Origin of the sequence: Streptacidiphilus neutrinimicus, assembly GCF_000787815.1 — a bacterium.
Classification (GTDB): domain Bacteria; phylum Actinomycetota; class Actinomycetes; order Streptomycetales; family Streptomycetaceae; genus Streptacidiphilus; species Streptacidiphilus neutrinimicus.
In genome coordinates this window covers 1-18,775 of sequence record NZ_BBPO01000014.1, presented here as the reverse complement: position 1 = coordinate 18,775, position 18,775 = coordinate 1, and the positions used below count along the sequence as shown (strand labels likewise).

Sequence of the window (18,775 nt, the reverse complement as noted above, 5' to 3'; positions counted from 1 at the left end):
CCGCTCCGCGGCCCGCTGAGCCGGCCGGGGCCGCCGGGCCCGCCGCTCCCGCGACGTCCACGCGGGCGCCCGGCAGGACGATCCGGACGTCGAGGTCCGGGGGCGCGGCGGGCGACCGCGTCGACGTAGCGGCCAGGCCGTTGGTCGACGTGCCCGAACCGTTCGGGCCGCCAAGGGGTTCCGCGACGTGCGCACGGTGGAGGCATGGGACGCCACCGGCGTCGGCGACCTCACGGTGACCGCGACGCCGGGCCAGCCCGGCGTGCACGAGGTGACGTTCGTGATCCAGGCCGCGGCCGCATGGGGGGCTCAGCGCCGGTCGAGGTCGAGCAGCGCGCCGAGGAGCTCCTCGGGCGTCTCGACCTGCGGCAGGTGACCGGTGCGCGGCAGCAGCGTGAACGCCGCGCCGGGGATCGCGGCCGCGTAGGCCCGGCCGTATTCGGGGTCGACGATGCGGTCGCTCTCGCCCCACACCACGTGGACCGGGATGTCGATCTTGCCGAGCCGGTCCAGCAGGGTGGGGTCGGTCATCGCCGGCCCGGCGTAGCCGACCAGGGCCTGCACGTCCGGGCTCGGGCCGGGCGTCCCGGCCGGGGGCGTCGGTGCCCTGCTCGGGTCGTGGAAGGAGTAGGTCTGGATCTCCGCGACCGACTTGCCGCGAACGTCGGTCATGGGGTGTCCCTCGACCTCGATGCCGACGCCGTCGACGATGACGGCGCCGCTGACGCGCTGTCCGGCCTGGAGGGCGATCTCGGCGGCGAGCCAGCCGCCGAAGGAGTTGCCGACCACCGTGACGTCGGTGAGCCCGAGGTCGTCCAGGAGTTCGACGTAGGCGCGGGCGAGGTCGGTGACATCGCGCAGCGAGGCGGCCTTCGGCGTGCCGCCGAAGCCGGGGTGGGTGGGCAGCAGCACCCGGGAGTGGGTGCGTTCGGCGAGCAGGTCGGCGAAGCCCGCCATGGTCGCCACCCCGCCGCCGCCGTGCAGCAGCAGGAACGGGCGGGTGCGGTCGCGGTCCTGGAGCGTGATCTCCACGGACTCGGCGGAGCCGGGCCGCAGCGTGCGGGTCTCAGTGCGGGTGGGCCGGAGGCTGCCGGCCGGAACGGGGGTGTTCATCGCGTCCTCCACGGACTGGTGCTCGGACTAGCTATCTCAGGAAGCTGATATCAGCATGCTTATATAAGCCTCCTGTGTCAATGGTGGTAGGGTCGGGGACCATGAGTGACCGCCCGGCCGAGGTGGGCCTGGCCGTCAAACGGCTGCAGTACCGGCACCACTGCGCGCTGAGCCGCGCGCTCACTCCCCTGGGGCTCTCCCTCGTGCAGTGGGACACCCTGCGCCACCTGCACCGGAACCCGGACGCCTCGCTGCACGAGCTCGCGGTGCTGACCTTCCAGACGGACCAGTCGTTCGGCTCGCTGGCCACCCGTATGGCCGACCGCGGTCTGATCGAACGGGTTCCGGGGCCGGGCCGGGCCGTGCGGCACCGGCTGACCGAGGAGGGCGCGTGCCTGCGCGCCGAAGGCCAGGTCATCGCGGACGGCGTGCTGGAGTCGTCGTTCCACCACCTCTCGCCCGCCGACCTCGACCGGCTCGGCGACCTGCTGAACCAGGCGCTCGGCGACGACCCCGTCGACGCCTGAAGGCCCGTCGGCGGTGGGGCTCAGTGCGGGATCTGGCCCCAGTCGAGAATCGCGCGGTCCAGGCCCGTCAGGAACAGCTCGACGCCGACGGCGGCGAGGAGCAGACCCAGCAACCGGGAGCCCATCTCCAGCGTGGTCGTGTGCACCCTGCGCAGCAGACCCGTCGTCGCGACCATGCAGACGGCGTCGATCAGGGCCACGGCGACGAACGACGCCACGACACTGGAGCGCCACGCCCAGCCCGGCCGGCTGAGGGACTCCACGATCACGGCGGTCACCGCCAGCGGGCTCACCACGTACGGCAGCAGCAGCTCGCGGAAGCCGGAGACGAGGGGGTGCATCTCGTCCGCCTCCTCCTGGCTGTCGGCTCCCAGGTGCATCCCGAGCACCAGGCCCACGGCGTAGAGGAAGAAGATGATCCCGCCGGCCAGCTCCAGTGACTCGGTGCTGATGTGGAAGAAGTCCGTCACATAGGGCGCCGTCCAGGCGCACAGCGCGCCGAGGAACGCCGACGCGGCCGAGGCGAGCAGCGCCACCCGCCGCGCCTCCTGCGTGGTGCGCTCCCGCGCCACATGGGCGAACGTCAGCATCACCTTCGGCGGCCCGACGACGGCGAAGAAGGTGACGAAGGTGCTGGTGACGTTGATCGGCCCGGTGATCGAGGACATGGCCCGATGATCCCGTAGGCCGGCCCGCGCGCGGCTGAGCGCCACGGCCGACCGGCCGGCGCGGTCGTCGTGCCGGCCGGTCGCCCGTGCGGGGGCGCGGGTGCGCGGGTGCGTGCGGGTCAGGTGTTGCTGTACCACCTCGGCGCGCCGTTGCAGGCGGTGGTGTGCGGCACCGGGGCGTAGATCACCAGGTTGCCGTCGGTCTGGAAACACAGGTAGTAGTTCGCGCCCTGGTTGCCCCCGGTGCCGGAGTTCCACAGGGGCGTGGAGTTCTGGTAGACGACGAGGTTGCCGTCGGTCTGCATGATCGCGCCGGCGCCCGGGTGGCCCTCGGTCTGGGTGTTCCACAGGGCCTGGCCGTTGACGTCGTAGATCACCAGGTTGCCGTCGTACTGCATCGCGAGCTGGTACTCGCCCACGCACCAGCGGGTGCCGCCGCCGAACGTGCTGCCGGGCGCCCAGGCCTTGTCGGCCGTCAGGCCCACCGGGCAGGGGAGCCAGGCGTCGTGCGGGGCCACGGCCGCGGAGGCGGTGGCGGGGCCGAACGCCGCTGCGGCGGCGAGGACGGCGGCGGCGAGCCTTGCGGCTGCCAGACGGGATCGCATGGGGCGGAACCTTCCTGGTCGATGAAACAACGGTCCGGAAGTGCTCGTAGCCGTGCATGCCCCCGTCGGGCGGGGGCGCGACCACCGTATCCCGAGCGGGCATGCTCATGCCATGTGACAGAAGCACGAACGAGCGACCGCGTCGTGCCGGGTCTAGCGTTGCGAGAGGGGACCGCTCGCGGCCGGACTCCTCGACAAGGGGCTTGATCATGCTCAACTGGGTGCTGGCCGAGGTGAACGTGAGCGTCGGGGCCGAGTACGAGGACCGGCTGGTCGCCGCCTACCACCGCCTGATCGCCCTGCCGCTCCCTGACGGCCTTCTCCAGACGGAGCTGCTGCGCGGCGAGGGCGGGCGCTGGAGGATCCAGACCCTGTGGCGGGACCGGTCCGCCATGGACGCCGTGCGGGCCTCGCCCGACGGACCGGCCGCGCCGCGCCTCTTCCGCGAACTGAACGCCGAACCCGAGTTCGAGATCTTCGAGGTGGTGGACGAGCGCATCACCAACGTGCCGGAGGAACCTGGGAGTTCATAGGGCCCGCACGTTCTCGGCGGTCATGGCCAGCAGGACCAGGGCGTCGTGCTCGGGCGTCCCGGGCGCGGCCTGGTAGACCAGCACGCGCTGACCGTCACCCGGGGTGGCCAGCACCTCGTTGGCGAGCGTGACCCGGCCGATCGCCGGGTGCAGGAACGCGGTCTCGCCCGCGCGCTTGACCCACACCTCCTCGCGGCGCCACAGCGCGGCGAACTCACCGCTGGCCGAGGACAGTTCCTCGACCAGCGCGGCCGTGCGCGCCGGCGCGCCCAGCTCGGCCGTGTGCAGGTGCGCGACGCAGTTGCGGGCCACCCGGTCCCAGTCGGCGAACAGGGTCCGCGCGGCCGCGTGCAGGAAGGTGTAGCGGATCGTGTTGCGCCGTCCCGGCGCATAGTCGGCGAGGCCGGGCATCAGCGCGAGGCCCTCGGGGTTCGCCGCCAGCACGTCGTTGACCTCGTCGACCACGTAGGCGGGGCTGGGCCGGACCGACTCCAGCAGGAGCCGCAGGCCAGGGCCGGCGGGCTTGGCCTCGGCAGGCCGCTGACGCGGCGTCCGTCCGGCGGCCTGGTCGGCCAGGCCGAGCAGGTGGCCGTGCTCGTCGGCGCTGAGCCCCAGGACCCGGGCCAGCGCGCCGAGGACCGCGTCGCTGGGCGCGGTCTCGCGCCCCTGCTCGATGCGGATGTAGTAGTCCACGCTCACGCCGGCCAGCGCGGCCAGCTCCTCACGGCGCAGCCCGGGCGTGCGCCGGGCCCCCGGACCGGAGGGCAGCCCGACGTCGGCCGGGCCGATCTGCCCGCGCCGGATGCGCAGAAATCTGGCCATCGCGTTCACGGCTCCGAGTCTGCCAGCGCCCGGCCCGCTCGTGGGTGGCCGGGTCACCCCCAGGATCGACGCGGCCTCCCCCCGGCCGGTCCGGCGGTGCAGCCTCGGACCATGACCAACACGATCATCATCGGCGGCGGCTCCGGGATGGGCCTCGCCCTCGCCCGGACCCTGCTCGCCCAGCACACGGATGTCACGATCGTCGGTCGGTCCGCCGACCGCCTGGCGAAGGCCCGGGAGGAACTGGCGCTCGCCCGGCCGGAAGGCAAGGTCGACGCCGTCGTGGCCGACATCGCACGTGAGGAGGACGTGGCCGCGCTCTTCGACCGCGTGGGACGCGTGGCTCACGTCGCGGTGACCGCGGCGGACGCGACCGGTGTCTACGGCCGCACCGCCGACGTCGCCACCGCGACGGCTTGGGGCGTCGTCGAGGCCAAACTGCTCGGCGCCTGGCTGGTGGGCAAGTACGCGGACGGGCGGGTCACCGACTCGATCACCTACACCTCCGGCATCAACGCGTACCGGCCGAACGGCGCGAACACGATCATGGCCGCGGCCAACGGCGCGCTCGCGTCGCTGGCGCGCGGGCTGGCCGTCGAACTCGCGCCGGTGCGGGTGAACGTGATCTCCCCGGGCTGGGTCGACACCGCCATCTGGGCCCAGCTCGCCATCGACAAGGAGGCGGCCTTCGCCGAACTGTCCGCCCGCCTCCCCGCCCGCCGCGTCGGCACCCCCGACGACATCGCCGAGGCCTTCGTGTCGGTGATGAGCAACGGCTTCATCACCGGCACCGAACTGCACGTCGACGGCGGCCACCGCTTCGTCTGACCGGTCAGCACCCTGATCCGGCGTCACCCACCGAGCGGTCCGCCTCCCGGCCCCGAAACCCGGAGGCGGACCGCCGGGGATCCTCCTACGATCGGCTCCGCCGGCCCTGCGTGCGGCTGCCGACCCGATGACCGATGGCGGGAAGACCCTTGGAGTGCGGCTGTGGAGATCTTCTATCGACGCTTCGTGTCCGCCGAGGCGGAGGACCTGATCGGCTTCCTCGCCGGTGACACATGGCCGTTCCACGGCGCCGAGGTGGTCGACCGGGAGACCGTCCGGCAGCGGATCAACGAGGGTTGTTACGACGGCGAGGACGCCAGGGCCTTCTGGATCACGGTGGCCGGTGAACGGGCCGGGCTCGTGCGACTGATGGACCTGGATGACGACACACCGCTGTTCGACCTGCGGATCCGTTCCCGGTACCGGGGGCGCGGTCTCGGCGGACAGGCCCTGGCGTGGCTCACCGGGTACCTGTTCACCGAGTTCCCCGGAGTGCGGCGGATCGAGGGCACCACGCGCCAGGACAACGCCGCCATGCGCCGCGCCTTCCTGAGGGCCGGCTACGCGAAGGAGGCTCACTATCGCGACGCGTGGCCGACGTCCGACGGCGGGGTGCGTGACGCCGTCGGCTACGCGATCCTGCGCCGGGACTGGGTGTCCGGCAGCACGACGGTTCCCGACTGGGACGACGAGCGCCTTCTGGCTCGCCTTCATGGCGCGCAGCCCCGGGTCGTGGGTGACGGCCCGGGGCTCGGCCTCGGATGAGGCGGCGGCACGCGGTGCTGCCGGGTGCTGCCGGCGACGCCGTCAGGCGTCTTCGAGCTGGTGGAGCAGGTCCTCCGCCTGGGGCCAGGGGCCGTAGCCGGAGGCGGGGTTGAGGTGGCCGACCGGGCCGAGCTCGACCAGGCGGCTGCCCCAGTCGCGGGCGAGGTCGGCGACCGCCGCGAACGCGGCCAGCGGGTCGTCCGCGCTCGCGGCGACGATGCTGGGGAACGGCAGCGGGCCGCGTGGCACCGGGGTCCAGCCGTGGTCGGCCAGGACCTCGGGGGAGGGGTAGCCGTCCGGCAGGGCCGTGTCGAAGTCCGGGGGCGTGGCCAGCAGCGCGCCCGTGATCTGCGCGCCGTGCCGGTGGGCCCAGTGCACGGTGGTGAGGACGTCCGCGCTGTGGGCGACCAGGACGACGGGTCCGTCGACCTCGGCCACGACCCGCTGGAGGGCGTCGACCTGCGCGGCGCGGCTGAGCCGGTCCTCGGTCAGCGGCGGCACGGTCCGCACCGCGCGGCCGGTGGCGCTGAGGGCGTCGGACAGGGCGGTCTGCCAGTGCTCGGCGACGTGGTCACGCAGTCCGGGGACCAGGACGACGGTCGGCTGCTCGGCCGCGGTGGTCATGCGGGGAGCTCCGTCTCCGCGGGGTGCGCGGGTTGCGCAGCTTTCGGCGCGTCCGGCGCGTCCGGCGCGTCCGGCGCTTCCGGCGGTTCCGGCGTCTCGGTGAGGCGAACCGCGTCCGCCGGCGCCGAGCGCGTGGTCAGCCGGAGGAGGTCGCGGGTGTAGCGGCGTCGGCCGAGGAGGAACACGGCCACCGTCACCACGGACACCAGCGGCACCAGTTGGAGAGCGCCGCGCAGACCCGTGTGGTCGGCCAGCACGCCGGTCAGCGACGGTCCCGGGGCGAGGCCCAGCAGGCTGTTGGCCAGGGTGAGCGTGGCGAAGGCCGTCGCCGATACCAGGGCCGGGGTGAGGTTGGCGACCATCGCCGCGGCCGGTCCCGCCGTGCCCGCGCAGGCCAGGCAGCCCGCCGCCAGCAGGACCAGCTGCACCGTCCCGTCCGGGAGGCTGAAGGCGCCGGTGAGCAGCACGAGCGAGGCGAGGCTGCTGCCGATCGCGACGGTCCACTTGCGCAGGGGCACGGTCTGGCTGATCCGGTCGGAGAGGATGCCGCCCGCGATCATGCCGACGCCGATCAGCAGCGTGAACACTCCGGCGGTCGCGCCGGCCTCGGCCGTGCTCAGGTGGTAGGAGCGGTTGAAGTAGCTGGGCAGCCAGGCGATGAGCGCGCCGGGGACGAGGAACTGCAGGCCGCTGCCCACGTAGGCGCTGATCACCGAGACGGAGGAGAACAGCTGCGGCAGCAGCGAGGGGAGCGGGGCGGAGGCGAGGGGCTCGGACGCTGCCGTCGCCCCGCGCTGCGGGTCGAGCCGTTTCTCGGTCACCACCAGGGCGTAGACCGCGGCGAGCACCAGACCGAGGAGGCCCATCGTCCCGAACGCCCAGCGCCAGCCGAACTGCTGGGCGAGGGCGCCGCCGAGCGCGACGCCGAGCACCGACCCGAACGCGCCCCCGGCGATGAACGCGCCGGAGAGCGTGGCCCGGAGCGCCACCGGGAAGACGCTGAGGACGACGGCGATGCCCACGCTGCCGTAGGCCGCCTCGCCGACGCCGACGAAGATCCGGCCGACGAAGAGCTGGCCGTAGCCCGCGGACACGGCGCAGCCGACGGTGGCCAGGCTCCACAGGACGGCGGCGAACAGCAGGCTCGTGACCCGGCCCCAGCGGTCCGCCAGGAACGACATCGGGAAGGTGAGCAGCCCGACGGCCAGCGCCACGACGCCGCTGAGTGACCCCAGCTTGGCGTCGCTCAGCAGCCACTGGGCTTTGAGCAGCGGAAAGACCGCGTTGAGCACCTGTCGTGACATGTAGTCGGACAGGAGCAGGGCGAAACTCAGAGCGAAGACGACCCAGGCGTAGCGTCTGGACACGGCCGGTGACGTTCCGGCGGTGGTGGTGAACCTCATTGTTGCCACCTCACCTCGTGGGGGTGCCTGACCTTGTGTGGGGGTGCCTGAACGTTGACGAATACTCAGAAGGGCCGGTCGCCGACGATCTCCGCGCGCTCCATCCGGCGGGCTGCGGGCCAGTAGTCGTTGACGGCGTAGTGCTGCGTGCTGCGGTTGTCCCAGATGGCGACCGAGCCCGGCTGCCAGCGCCAGCGGACCTGGAACTCCGGGACGGCGGCCTGGCTGGTCAGGTACTGCAGTAGCTGGCCCGCCCCGGGGGCGAAGTCCTGCCCGAAGCGGACGCGTTCGGGTGTGTGGTAGTTGACGAAGTGCGTGGTGAAGCTGTTGACGAAGAGGATCTTCTCGCCGGTCTCCGGGTGGGTGCGCACCACCGGGTGCTCGGCGTCCGGGTACCGGGCCTTCAGCGCGTGCCGCTGTTCGAGCGGCAGGACGGCTCCGAAGGTGGACTCGATGCTGTGACGGGCCCGCAGCCCCTCGATCTGCGCCTTGACGTGCTCGGGCAGCCGTCGGTAGGCCGCGGCCATGTCCACCCAGAGGGTGTCGCCGCCGACGGGCGGGCACTCGACGCACCGCAGCACCGCGCCCATCCCCGGCGCCTCGCGCCAGGTGCCGTCGGCGTGCAGGGCGTTCTCGTAGTCCGCGGTCCTCTCCTGGCCCTTGTGGATGCGGACCAGGCCAGGGTGCTCGGGGTCGCTGCCCGCGACGGGGTGGTCCATCAGCGGCCCGAAGCGCCGCGCGAAGGCGACGTGCTCGGCTCGGCTGAAGGTCTGGTCGCGCAGGAACAGCACCTTGTGGCGCAGCAGCAGCGCGCGGATCTCGGTGAACAGCTCGTCGTCACCGATCGCGTCGGCGAGGTCCACGCCGTGCAGCTGCGCGCCGATGGTGCAGGTCAGCGGCTCGGCCTCGACGATGCCGCGGACCTCGGGCGGCGTCGCGGAGGTGGTGTCCAGGGTGTCGGTCATGATGCGTCCTCCCGAAAGGAGTGGTCACAGGACGAAGACGGAGGAACCGGTGGTGCGGCCGGACTCCAGGTCGCGGTGCGCCTGGACGGCGTCTTCGAGCGGGTAGCGCTGGTCGGTCCGGATGGTGAGGCGGCCGGAGGCGACGTGCCCGAACAGCTCCGCCGACAGCTCGTCCCGCTCGGCGGGGTCGGCGATGTAGTCGGCCAGGGCCGGGCGGGTGACGAACACCGAGCCCGCGAGGGCGAGTCGCACGGCGTCGATCGGCGGGACCGGACCGGAGGCCGTGCCGAAGCAGACGAGGACGCCGCGCCGGGCGAGGGACGCGAGCGAGGCGGCGTAGGTGTCCTGGCCGACGCTGTCGTAGACGACCGGCACGCCCGCGCCGTCGGTCAGCTCGCGCACCCGTTCGGCCACGTTCTCGTGCCGGTAGAGGATGACGTGGTCCACGCCGTGCGCGCGGGCCAGCGCGGCCTTCTCCTCGCTCGACACGGTGCCGATCACGTTCAGGCCCAGCAGCTTGGCCCACTGGGCCACGATCAGGCCGACGCCGCCGGCCGCGGCGTGCAGCAGGATCGTGTCCCCGGCCCCCAGGTTCCGCATCGGGGCGATGCGGCGCAGCAGGTAGGCGGCGGTCAGGCCGCGCATGGTCATCGCGGCGGCCGTCTCGAAGCCGATCGCGTCGGGCAGCCGGATCAGGTGCGCGGCGGGCAGCACCCGCTCGGTGCTGTAGGCGCCCAACGGGCTGCCGGTGTAGGTGACCCGGTCGCCGGGGGCGACGTGGGCGACCCCCGCGCCGACGGCCTCGACCACGCCCGCCGCCTCGACGCCCATCCCGGCTGGGAGCGGGGACGGATACAGGCCGGTGCGGAAGTAGGTGTCGGCGAAGTTGAGGCCGACGGCCTCGTGGCGGACCCGGACCTCGCCGGGCCCCGGATCGCCCACGGCGACCTGTTCGTACCGCAGGACGCTCGGGTCCCCGGTCTGGTGGAAGCGGACGGCGTAGGCCACGGGGTCTCCAGGAGTCGGTGGGGTGCGTGGTCGGGCGCGGGCGCGGGCGCGCGGGTGCGCCCGCGTGAGGATGTCGTCGGTTGCTCGGCCCGGTGCCGCTACTCGGGCCGGGGCCGGTGGCCCTCGCCGCCGGAGCCCTCGGGGCGGAGCATGAAGCCGCGCCGGCCCGGCTCGCGGTTGGGCACCATGCCCAGGCGGGCCAGGGTCTCCTCGGTGCTGCCGTAGTGCTCGCCGATCTTGTAGATCTTCCTGGCCTCCGCGCCGCTGGCCACCTCGCGGCCGAGCGTCTCGGAGATTCTGACCATCTGCTCGATCTGCTTCACCGTGGTCATCCGTTCGCCCTTGCGGAACCACAGGTTGTCCTCGTTGCCGACGCGGACGTGCTGCCCGAGCGCGATGCCCACGGCGTTCATCGGCGCGACCGCGCGCATCGAGCTCTCGATGGTCAGCACGGCCCCGTCCGGGACGCGGCGGATGAACTCCACCAGGTCGGCCGGGTGCCGGCCGGAGAAGCCGCCGCCGATGGCGACGTAGTTGAGCACCAGCGGGCCGGTCCAGATCCCCTTGCGGATCAGCCGCTCGACGGTCTCCAGCTGCGCCAGGGTGGCGAGTTGGAAGTGGGGCTGGATCCCGTTGGCGGTCAGCCGCTTGAGGTGCTCCAGGTAGAAGTCCGGACCGGCCTCGACGACCATGTTCCGGTACGCCTTGTAGAGCGCCGGGTTGCTGCCGATCGAGGTGCCCTCCAGGTCGTCGGCGGTCATGATCTCGACGATGTTCATCTGGTAGGTGTTGATCGCGATGGTCACCTGGTCCGGCCGCGGGTCCAGCTCGGCCAGCAGGTGCCGGGTGTCGTAGCTGAGCCACTTCGCCTCGTCGCCGCCCTCCTCGGGAGCGAACGAGATCGAGCCGCCGATCTGCAGCACCATGTCCGGCACCGCCTCGCGCAGCCGCGTCATCAGTTCGTTGAACATCGACATCCGCTTCGAGCCGTGGCCGTCGAGCTCGCGGACGTGGATGTGCAGCACGGTGGCGCCTGCGTTGTAGCAGTCGACGGCGGCCTGGACGTGCTCGTCCATGGTGAGGGGGATGTCCTCGGCGTCGCCCGGCAGCCACTCCGGGCCGTAGGGGGCGGCCTGGATGACGAGCTTCTCCTGGTTCTCCGGGAACAGCGAGTCGTCGTGGAAGTGCACGGTCCCTCTCCTTCACAGGAACGGCCGACCGCTCGTCGCACTCGTCCGACAGGACGGGGACGAGGACGAGGATCGGGGCGGGCCCCTCAGCGGGGTGCGCCAACCGTAGGTCCGGACGACGGGCTTCGCTTTACCGATGGAGACGGCGTACTTGCCATTTCGGGACAGGCCGACCCGGGTCCGCTCGGGACAGGTCGACCCGGGTCCGCGCCGGTCAGGTTGGCCCGGGGCCGCTCGGGACAGGCCAGCCCGGGTGCCTGCCGGTCAGCGATCAGCCGCCCGCTCGGAGGCCCGCCGCGCGCGCCACTCCCGTGCGCTGCAGCCGAACTGCTGCCCGAACCAGCGCGAGAAGGCGCTCGGCGAGGCGAAGCCGAGCAGCCCGGAGATCTCCGTCAAAGACCGGCGCGGGCTGGCGACGAGCTGCTCGGCCAGCTGCCGACGCGTGGCGCCCAGCAGCGAGGAGAACGTCTGACCGGCCTCGGCCAGCCGCCGGTGCACGGTCCGCCGGTCGACGCCGAGGCTGTGGGCGATCTGCTCGACCGAGCAGCGCCCGGTGGGCAGCAGCACCTCGATCAGTTCGCGGACCCGGTCCTCGGCGGCGGTGTCCCGGGGGACGGCGATCGCCTCGAAGTACTGCCGCGCATAGGTGCGCAGCTGGGGGTCGGCGAGCGCGTTGGGGGAGTCGAGCTCGCTCGCGTAGAAGACGAAGCCGTCGAACTCGCGATCGAACTCCACATGGGGGCCGAAGAGACGCCGGTGGGTCCCGGCGTCCCCGGGCGGGGCCGGGTGCGTGAAGCAGACGGTCAGCGACTGCCAGCGCTCGCCCAGGAACCCGCGCACGACGCGGTGCAGCGCCGCCACCGCGAGCTCGGTCGCCTGGCGGTGCTCGAGCTCCTCGCCGAGGTCCAGCGTCACCTTGAGCGTCGCAAGCCCGTGCGCCTCGGAGAGCCGGATGTGCAGCAGCTCGTTGTACATGTGCTCGTGCCGCAGCAGCAGGGCGAGCGCGCTGCGCACGTCCGGCTCCTCCCGGATCACCAGCCCGATCGGCCCCAGCGTGGACAGGCGACGGTACTCGGCCAGCAGCAGCCCGAAGTCCGGCCGCCGCGCGGCCCCGGCGGACAGTTCCAACAGCTGGACCGCCGCCGCGCCCGCGATCCACCGGTCCGGCACGGCGAGGGCGGCCGCGTCCAGGCCCACCTGCCGCAGCAGCGGCTGCGGGTCGATCCCGACGGACCGGCCCAGCTCCACGTACCCGTTCAGTGAAGCGGTGCGGACCAGGGGTTTCACTTGCTCGCCGCCTCCCGGCCGGTGTCAGTCCCCCAGGGGTAAGCCATCCGTCCCGTCCCGTCAAGCAGCGGGCGTCCCGCCGGGCGCTGCCTGCCGGAACTCGGAGAACGTCCGGCCGCCGTCGCCCTCGTGGGCCTCGTCGTCGGGTGTTCCCTGACGGGAGGTGTCAGGGGAGCGCCCCTAGCCTGCGGCGCATGAGCATCGTCGAACTTCGGCAGTACACCTTGCACCCCGGCGCCCGGGACACCCTGATCGAGCTGTTCGAGCGTGAGTTTGTGACCGGCCAGGAGGCCGTCGGCATCACCCTCGGCGGCCGCTTCCGCGACCTCGACGACCCGGACCGCTTCGTCTGGCTGCGCGCCTTCCCGGACATGACGCAGCGTCGGCTCTCGCTGGAGGCCTTCTACACCGGCCCGGTCTGGCGGGAGCACCGCGACGTCGCCAACGCCACAATGATCGACAGCGATGACGTCCTGCTGCTGCGCGGCCCGAACTTCACCCCCGAGCCGGACGCCCGCGAGGTGTCCCTGACCGTCTGTCACCCGTCGGACGCCGCCGCGTTCGACGCCTACGCCGCCCGCCACCTGAGCGCGGCCCAGGCGCTGCACCGCACCGAGCACGCCGAGAACGACTACCCCCTCCTGCCCGTCCGCACCGGCGAGGACGTCCGCGTCTGGTTCGGCCCGTCCCCCGCGCCCGTGCCCTGGCCCCACCAGCGCCTGCGCCTCGAACCCGTGACGCGCCGCCCGACCCGGTCGGCCCCCCGGGGGAGCGACAGTCCGTCGCGCGCCTCGCGGCTGGTCGGCTAGCGGGTCAGTGGGTGGTGCCTCCCGGCACCGGGAGATCCTCGTGGCGGGTCGCGGCGGTGGTGAGGAGGGCGCGCAGTCCGCGGGCGACCGTCGCGGTCGGGAGGGAGGGGACGGCCTGGTCCAGCACCTGCCCGGGGCTGGCCGGGACGTGCACGAAGCCGCCGCGCAGCCGCGGCCGCTCGGTGGCTATCAGGTGCATCAGGGCGTAGAAGACGTGGTTGCAGACGAAGGTCCCCGCGGTGTGCGAGAGCGAGGCGGGAACGCCGGCCTCCCGCACGGCGGCGACGCACGCCTTCACCGGCAGCGCCGCGAAGTACGCCGCCGGGCCGCCGGGCACGACCGGCTGGTCGACGGGCTGCCGCCCGGCGTTGTCCGGGATCCGCGCGTCGCTCAGGTTCACCGCCACGCGCTCCACCGAGATCCCCGACCTTCCGGTCGCCTGGCCCAGCGCGAGGACGAGATCCGGCTCCGTGTCGCGGATCGCCTCCCGCAGCGCCTCCACCGACGAGTCGAACACGCACGGCAGCAGCACACCGGTCACCTCCAGCCCTCGCAGGCGCGGCCCGTCGGCCACCAACCGGGCGGCCTCCCAGGAGGGGTTCGTCCTCTCGCCGTCGAAGGGTTCGAAGCCGGTGAGCAGGACCCGGGTCATCAGCGGCGGACCTTTCGGAGGAAGGTGACGGCGTGCGGCGGATCAGGATAGTCCCCCAGCTGCGCTGACGGTGAGTCGGCGGAAAACGGGGAGACCGCTTCGCGGGCGCCCGGCAGGCTGTCGTTCATGACCGTGCCGCTGAACGCCAGGCAGTGGCTCGCCGCGCTCCCGCGCTATGCGGGGGTGAGGGGAGAGGACTTCGGCGGTCGGGAGCTGGCCTCCGCCCGGGCCTTGCAGGTGCGGTTCACGCGGTGTTCGTTCAGGGGCGTCGATCTGCGGCAGGCGACCTTGGACGGCTGTTCGTTGACGTTCTGCGACCTCAGCGGTGCGGACCTGCGCGGAGCGTCGCTCCGCGGCGTGCGGCTGGCCGCCTGCGACCTGCGGGCGGCGGACCTTCGCGGCGCGGATCTGAGCCACGCCGGGATCGGCCGGGTGAACACCGGCGCACCGCCGTACGGCCTCACCGACGCCACGGGCGTCCGCCTCGCCGGGGCGCTGCTGCACGACGTCCGGCTCGACGACGTGATCGGCTGGCTGCCGGAAGCAGGAGAGAACTGAGGCCCGCCGTTCGGGATCCGGTCACCACGCCGCAATCCGACGTGACGAAGATGCGGGGTGGCCTCGCCGCGGCCGACGGCCGACAGCAGACGGGGGACGGGACGGGAGTCGCGCGCCGGCCGGCACCCTGGCCGCACACCCGTGTCGGGCTTCCTAATATCATCGCGCTTTCGTCGACGGACACCGGTGTGCCCTGACCGTGCCTGTCGTCCAGCGCCGAACACGACACAACGTCGTCCACCGCATGGCGATGGCGCCATGCCTCGAGGAGGAACGTCCATGCACGCCCGGAGGATCGGCGCCGTCGCCGCAACCGCAGTGGCGCTGGTCGCCGCCCGCGACCTTGTCCAGAAGAGGCACGCACTGCTCCGGAACTTCCCGGTGGTCGGGCACGCCCGGTACCTGCTGGAGACGATCGGCCCCGAGCTGCGGCAGTACATCGTGACCTCCAACGAGGAGGAGCGCCCGTTCAGCCGCGACCAGCGCAGCTGGATCTACGCGTCGGCGAAGGAAGAGAACAACTACTTCGGCTTCGGAACCGAGGTCGACGTCGAGCACGTCCAGGGGCACGCCTACCTCAAGCAGCGCACCTTCGCCGGCGCTCTCCCGGACGCGCACGACCCGCAGGCTCCGCTGCCGTCGGCCAAGGTGCTGGGCGGCCCGCGCGGGCGCGCTAAGGCGTTCCGCCCGAACAGCGTCGTGAACATCTCCGCGATGAGCTTCGGCTCCCTCTCCGGCGCGGCCATCACCGCGCTCAACAAGGGCGCGGCGCTGGCGGGCACGATGCACAACACCGGCGAGGGCGGTCTCTCTCCCTACCACCGCAACGGCGGCGACATCGTCCTGCAGATCGGCACCGCCTACTTCGGCTGCCGCAACGAGGACGGCACGTTCAACCTCGACAAGCTCAAGGAGGTCGTCGCCGGCGCCCCGGTCAAGGCGCTCGAGATCAAGCTCTCCCAGGGCGCCAAGCCGGGCCTGGGCGGGATGCTGCCGGGCGCCAAGGTGACCCCGGAGATCGCGGCCATCCGCGGCATCCCGGTCGGCAAGGACTGCGCCTCCCCGTCCCGGCACACCGCCTTCGGCGACGTCGACTCGATGCTCGACTTCGTCGAGCTGCTCGCCGCCGAGACCGGCCTGCCGGTCGGCGTCAAGAGCGCGGTCGGGGAGATGGGCTTCTGGCAGGAGCTGGCCGCGCTGATGGAGCGCGGCGACCGCGGCGTCGACTTCGTGACCATCGACGGCAGCGAGGGCGGCACCGGCGCCGCGCCGCGGATCTTCGCCGACTCGGTCTCGCTGCCGTTCCGGATGGGCTTCTCCCGCGTCTACGGCACCTTCGCGGAGCTCGGACTGACCGATGACCTGACCTTCATAGGCTCCGGCAAGCTCGGTCTGCCCGAGAACGCCGCGGTCGCGTTCGCGCTGGGCGCCGACATGGTCAACGTCGCACGCGAGGCGATGCTGTCGATCGGCTGCATCCAGTCGCAGAAGTGCCACACCGACAAGTGCCCCACCGGCATCGCCACCCAGAACGCGTGGCTGGCACGCGGCCTCGACCCGGCCTCGAAGTCCACCCGCGCCGCCGTGTACCTGCGCACCCTGCGCAAAGAGCTGACCAAGGTCTCCAGCGCCGTCGGCGTCGCGCACCCGTCGCTCATCACGGCCGACGACATCGAGATCATGAACGGCGACTACGAGGCCCGCACCCTGGCCGGCGTCTACGGTTACAAGGACGGCTGGGGCGAGCTCGGTCCGGAGCTGGCCGCCGAGATCACGGCGCTGATGACCGCCAAGCCGGTTTCCGACCAGGCGCCGACTCTCTGACGCCGACGCCGACGCCGACGCGCCGACGATGGTCGGCGCTCCGCGCACCGCACCCGTGCTCCCGGCCCCTGACCGGTCGGGAGCACGCGCCGCCCCTGCCTTTTCCCTGATTCCTTCGAGGCGAGCACACCATGACTGAAGAAGTGAGATTCAAGAGCGTCGTCGGCCCCGAGCTGGCCGGATCGATCGACCTGCCGGAAGGCGAGATCCGGGGCTGGGGCATCTTCGTCCACGGATTCACCCTCGGCAGGAACTCGCCGGCCGCCTCGCGCGTGAGCAAGCAGCTGGCCCGCGAGGGGATCGGGATGCTGCGTTACGACAACCTCGGGATCGGGGACTCCGACGGCGACTGGGGCGACGGCTCCTTCACCGTCAAGGTCGAGGACACCGTCCGCGCGGCGGCGCTGATGGCCGAGCGGGGGACCCCGGCGGACCTGCTCGTCGGGCACTCGTGGGGCGGCGCCGCGGCGATCGCCGCCGCGGCCGACGCTAAGGGCGTCCGCGCCGTCGCCACGATCGGCGCGCCCTCCGACCCGAGCACGGTCGAGCACCAGTACGACGCCGTGGTGGACCGGGTCCTCAGCGACGGCTCGCACGAGTGGTTCGTCGGCGGGCGGACCCTGGTGCTGAAGCGCGCCTTCGTCAACGACGTTCGCCAGGCCCGCCTGCGGGACCGCATCCGCGAGCTGAACCGGCCGCTGCTCGTCATGCACTCGCCCACGGACGACACGGTCGACATCGCCAACGCCGGCGAGATCTTCCGCGAGGCGCGCCACCCGCGCAGCTTCGTCTCGCTCGAGGGCGCCGACCACCTCCTCACCGCCCGCGGCCAGGCGAAGCGCGCCGCCCACATCATCAGCGCCTGGGCCGACCAGTACATCGACCCCTGACCGCCCCCAGCCAAGGGGCCCGCGCCCGGCTGGACCCCTCTTCCCAGGAGCGGTGAGAGAGGTCAGCCGTTGGGCACTCGCCGAGCACGGCTTCCAGCGTCCTGAGCTCAAGGCAGCGGTGGGCAACGTGGCCTCCTGGAAGACGGCCCTGCGGGGGAGGGCTCTTCGGTGTCGGTCTAGCCCGGCTGAGCCGAGGACTGCGTTCCGGAGAGGACTCGGCCGAGGAGCGCGCCCGCGTAGACGGTGTAGCCGACGCCGATCAGCCAGGAGACCACGACCAGGACGGTGCCGATCGAGCCGTAGGACACCGCGTTCTCGACCAGGAGCGGGGCCAGGACCAGGTTGGAGAAGAAGCGCAGGCCCACCAGCGCCAGCACGGTGGCAAGGGCTCCCGGCAGGAGGGGCGCCCAGGGGACGCGGGAGCCGAGGAGGAGGCGTTGCAGCCCCCAGAAGAGCAGAACGCCCCCGAGAAGGGTGACAGCGATGCGAAGACCGGGCTGGACCGGCGTGTTCTGCCACGGTTGCCCGCTCCAGGCGGCCAACAGGATGTAGCCGAGCAGACCGGCGAGGCCGACGGTCTGACGGGCGGCGCTGTGCCAGGGCCCGCGGGGCAGGTCCCAGATCCGTTCCAGGGCGCCCTGCACGGACGCCATCATGGTGACCCCGAACACGGCCACTCCGGCCAGGCTGCCCGCCGTCGTGGTGCTCAGGGTGCGGCCGCGCGCGGTGAACAGCTCCCGTACCGCCCCCGTGCCGCGTCCGGACAGTCCCATGGCGTCGGTGAGCCACTGCGCCACGCCGCTCCCACGAGTCGTGGAGGCCGCAGCGATCACCACCAGCAGCGGGATCAGGGTCACCAGGAACAGCGCCGCGAACGCCATCGCCCGCTGCATCACCTCGACCTCGCGCCCGCGCCGCCACACCTCGCGGACCACCGGCACGATCACGCTGCCTCCGCACTGTTCGACGCTCACTCAAGCGGTGGGGAACCTCGGGACCGCGACAGGGCCGCTTCGCACGGGGTTCCGCCTGCCCGGGGCTGGCCCGCGTGTGCCCCACCGCAGGCGAGTCATGCGCGGCGGGGCCTTCCGCAGGTCGCAGCCAAGGGATCTCCACCGGGGTGGGTGCTCGCGAGCAGGGCGGGTAGGAGCAGTCGGAGGAGGAGTCAGTCCCGGCGAGACCGGACGCCGCATCGCTGCTGCGGGTCGGCGTCGGGTGCAGAACGGCAGGCGAAGGAGGCGGGCGTGCGCTTGTATCGCCATGCTCACCAGCCGGTGAGCATCACTGCCGCCCATCGGGGGCTGTCCGAGGACATCCGCCATCGTCAGCGCCGTTATGCCCTCACCATGGGCATCCGTACGGTCTGCGTCATCCTGGCGATCGTCCTGTGGCAGGTGGACCGGATCGCCGCCGTCATCGCCATCGTCGCGGGCGGCGTCCTCCCCTACATCGCGGTGGTGTTCGCCAACGCCGGACACGAGCGCGGGGAGGAGCCGTTCGACTCGCGCTACACCCCGGGGCCCCCTCCCGGGCTCGGACCCGGCGTGCCTCCGCAGTCCACCGGCGAGCGCGGCAACGGCCGCGCCCACGGCGACCGTCGCGACCGGCCGGACGACGACCGGCCGGGCGACGCTGCCTAATGGGACTCGTCGGGCCGTGAGGGAGACTACGGTCCGTAGCCGCCAGCAGGTGAGCACTATCGCT

At 72.6% G+C, this 18,775-nt stretch carries 21 protein-coding genes; 9 read left to right on the top strand and 12 right to left on the bottom strand.

Features of this window, described 5'->3' with window-relative positions; genetic code table 11:
* Nucleotides 1–309: 309 nt before the first annotated feature.
* Nucleotides 310–1,113 carry an alpha/beta fold hydrolase gene (locus TR48_RS11850; protein WP_042366046.1) on the bottom strand — a complete coding sequence of 268 codons (804 nt, stop codon included), beginning with the start codon at nt 1,111–1,113 and terminating at the stop codon, nt 310–312.
* 101 nt (nt 1,114–1,214) lie between these two features.
* On the opposite strand from TR48_RS11850, the gene TR48_RS11845 reads away from it, so the two are divergent.
* On the top strand, nt 1,215–1,640 hold the full coding sequence (locus TR48_RS11845) for a MarR family winged helix-turn-helix transcriptional regulator (protein ID WP_042366045.1): 426 nt from the start codon (nt 1,215–1,217) through the stop codon (nt 1,638–1,640).
* 20 nt (nt 1,641–1,660) lie between these two features.
* Here the strand turns inward: TR48_RS11845 and TR48_RS11840 are convergent, their stop codons facing one another.
* Complete coding sequence (locus TR48_RS11840) at nt 1,661–2,308, bottom strand: MarC family protein (RefSeq protein ID WP_042366044.1); 648 nt, start codon at nt 2,306–2,308, stop codon at nt 1,661–1,663.
* A gap of 119 nt (nt 2,309–2,427) precedes the next feature.
* The gene (locus TR48_RS44690; protein WP_052442593.1) at nt 2,428–2,913 is read right to left on the bottom strand and encodes a hypothetical protein; all 486 of its coding nucleotides are present in this window, start codon (nt 2,911–2,913) and stop codon (nt 2,428–2,430) included.
* 209 nt (nt 2,914–3,122) lie between these two features.
* On the opposite strand from TR48_RS44690, the gene TR48_RS11830 reads away from it, so the two are divergent.
* Complete coding sequence (locus TR48_RS11830; RefSeq protein ID WP_042366123.1) at nt 3,123–3,446, top strand: antibiotic biosynthesis monooxygenase family protein; 324 nt, start codon at nt 3,123–3,125, stop codon at nt 3,444–3,446.
* On the opposite strand, the gene TR48_RS11825 is transcribed toward TR48_RS11830, so the two are convergent.
* Nucleotides 3,441–4,268, bottom strand: a complete 828-nt coding sequence (locus TR48_RS11825) for a helix-turn-helix domain-containing protein (protein WP_042366122.1) — start codon at nt 4,266–4,268, stop codon at nt 3,441–3,443. The two genes, TR48_RS11830 and TR48_RS11825, sit on opposite strands and share 6 nt — an antisense overlap.
* Nucleotides 4,269–4,379: 111 nt before the next feature.
* Between TR48_RS11825 and TR48_RS11820 the strand changes: the two genes are divergently transcribed.
* Both TR48_RS11820 and TR48_RS11815 read left to right on the top strand, forming a co-directional pair.
* A complete protein-coding gene (locus TR48_RS11820) occupies nt 4,380–5,096 on the top strand; it encodes an SDR family oxidoreductase (RefSeq protein ID WP_042366043.1) in 717 nt (238 codons plus the stop codon).
* 162 nt (nt 5,097–5,258) lie between these two features.
* On the top strand, nt 5,259–5,861 hold the full coding sequence (locus TR48_RS11815; RefSeq protein WP_042366042.1) for a GNAT family N-acetyltransferase: 603 nt from the start codon (nt 5,259–5,261) through the stop codon (nt 5,859–5,861).
* A gap of 42 nt (nt 5,862–5,903) precedes the next feature.
* Here the strand turns inward: TR48_RS11815 and TR48_RS11810 are convergent, their stop codons facing one another.
* From TR48_RS11810 to TR48_RS11785, 6 genes are all read right to left on the bottom strand, one after another.
* Nucleotides 5,904–6,485: an RBBP9/YdeN family alpha/beta hydrolase gene (locus TR48_RS11810; RefSeq protein ID WP_042366041.1), complete on the bottom strand. Its 582-nt coding sequence runs from the start codon at nt 6,483–6,485 to the stop codon at nt 5,904–5,906.
* Entirely contained in the window at nt 6,482–7,888 is a 1,407-nt protein-coding gene (locus TR48_RS11805) for an MFS transporter (protein WP_084729258.1), read from the bottom strand. Before TR48_RS11805 ends, TR48_RS11810 begins: the two co-directional genes overlap by 4 nt.
* A 65-nt stretch (nt 7,889–7,953) precedes the next feature.
* The gene (locus tag TR48_RS11800; protein WP_042366040.1) at nt 7,954–8,853 is read right to left on the bottom strand and encodes a TauD/TfdA dioxygenase family protein; all 900 of its coding nucleotides are present in this window, start codon (nt 8,851–8,853) and stop codon (nt 7,954–7,956) included.
* 24 nt (nt 8,854–8,877) lie between these two features.
* Entirely contained in the window at nt 8,878–9,861 is a 984-nt protein-coding gene (locus TR48_RS11795) for a quinone oxidoreductase family protein (protein ID WP_042366039.1), read from the bottom strand.
* Nucleotides 9,862–9,959: 98 nt separating this feature from the next.
* The gene (locus TR48_RS11790; RefSeq protein WP_042366038.1) at nt 9,960–11,051 is read right to left on the bottom strand and encodes a beta-keto acid cleavage family enzyme; all 1,092 of its coding nucleotides are present in this window, start codon (nt 11,049–11,051) and stop codon (nt 9,960–9,962) included.
* Nucleotides 11,052–11,315: 264 nt separating this feature from the next.
* Nucleotides 11,316–12,338: an AraC family transcriptional regulator ligand-binding domain-containing protein gene (locus tag TR48_RS11785; protein WP_042366037.1), complete on the bottom strand. Its 1,023-nt coding sequence runs from the start codon at nt 12,336–12,338 to the stop codon at nt 11,316–11,318.
* A gap of 194 nt (nt 12,339–12,532) precedes the next feature.
* On the opposite strand from TR48_RS11785, the gene TR48_RS11780 reads away from it, so the two are divergent.
* Nucleotides 12,533–13,147, top strand: a complete 615-nt coding sequence (locus tag TR48_RS11780; protein WP_042366036.1) for an NIPSNAP family protein — start codon at nt 12,533–12,535, stop codon at nt 13,145–13,147.
* 4 nt (nt 13,148–13,151) lie between these two features.
* On the opposite strand, the gene pcp is transcribed toward TR48_RS11780, so the two are convergent.
* The gene (gene pcp / locus TR48_RS11775; RefSeq protein ID WP_042366035.1) at nt 13,152–13,799 is read right to left on the bottom strand and encodes a pyroglutamyl-peptidase I; all 648 of its coding nucleotides are present in this window, start codon (nt 13,797–13,799) and stop codon (nt 13,152–13,154) included.
* 126 nt (nt 13,800–13,925) lie between these two features.
* Here pcp and TR48_RS11770 point away from each other — a divergent pair, with 126 nt between their 5' ends.
* The 3 genes from TR48_RS11770 to TR48_RS11760 all read left to right on the top strand — a co-directional run bounded on the left by TR48_RS11770 (nt 13,926) and on the right by TR48_RS11760 (nt 17,071).
* A complete protein-coding gene (locus TR48_RS11770) occupies nt 13,926–14,357 on the top strand; it encodes a pentapeptide repeat-containing protein (protein ID WP_042366034.1) in 432 nt (143 codons plus the stop codon).
* Nucleotides 14,358–14,636: 279 nt separating this feature from the next.
* Nucleotides 14,637–16,181, top strand: coding sequence for an FMN-binding glutamate synthase family protein (locus tag TR48_RS11765; protein ID WP_042366033.1), 1,545 nt, complete (start codon nt 14,637–14,639; stop codon nt 16,179–16,181).
* A 131-nt stretch (nt 16,182–16,312) separates the two neighbouring features.
* Nucleotides 16,313–17,071 (top strand): alpha/beta hydrolase family protein, encoded by a 759-nt coding sequence (locus TR48_RS11760; protein WP_042366032.1) that lies wholly within the window; start codon nt 16,313–16,315, stop codon nt 17,069–17,071.
* Between the two features lie 176 nt (nt 17,072–17,247).
* Here TR48_RS11760 and TR48_RS11755 read toward each other — a convergent pair whose 3' ends face one another.
* A complete protein-coding gene (locus TR48_RS11755) occupies nt 17,248–18,045 on the bottom strand; it encodes a YhjD/YihY/BrkB family envelope integrity protein (protein ID WP_236652110.1) in 798 nt (265 codons plus the stop codon).
* Nucleotides 18,046–18,345: 300 nt separating this feature from the next.
* On the opposite strand from TR48_RS11755, the gene TR48_RS11750 reads away from it, so the two are divergent.
* A complete protein-coding gene (locus tag TR48_RS11750; protein ID WP_236652109.1) occupies nt 18,346–18,711 on the top strand; it encodes a DUF3099 domain-containing protein in 366 nt (121 codons plus the stop codon).
* Nucleotides 18,712–18,775: the final 64 nt, after the last annotated feature.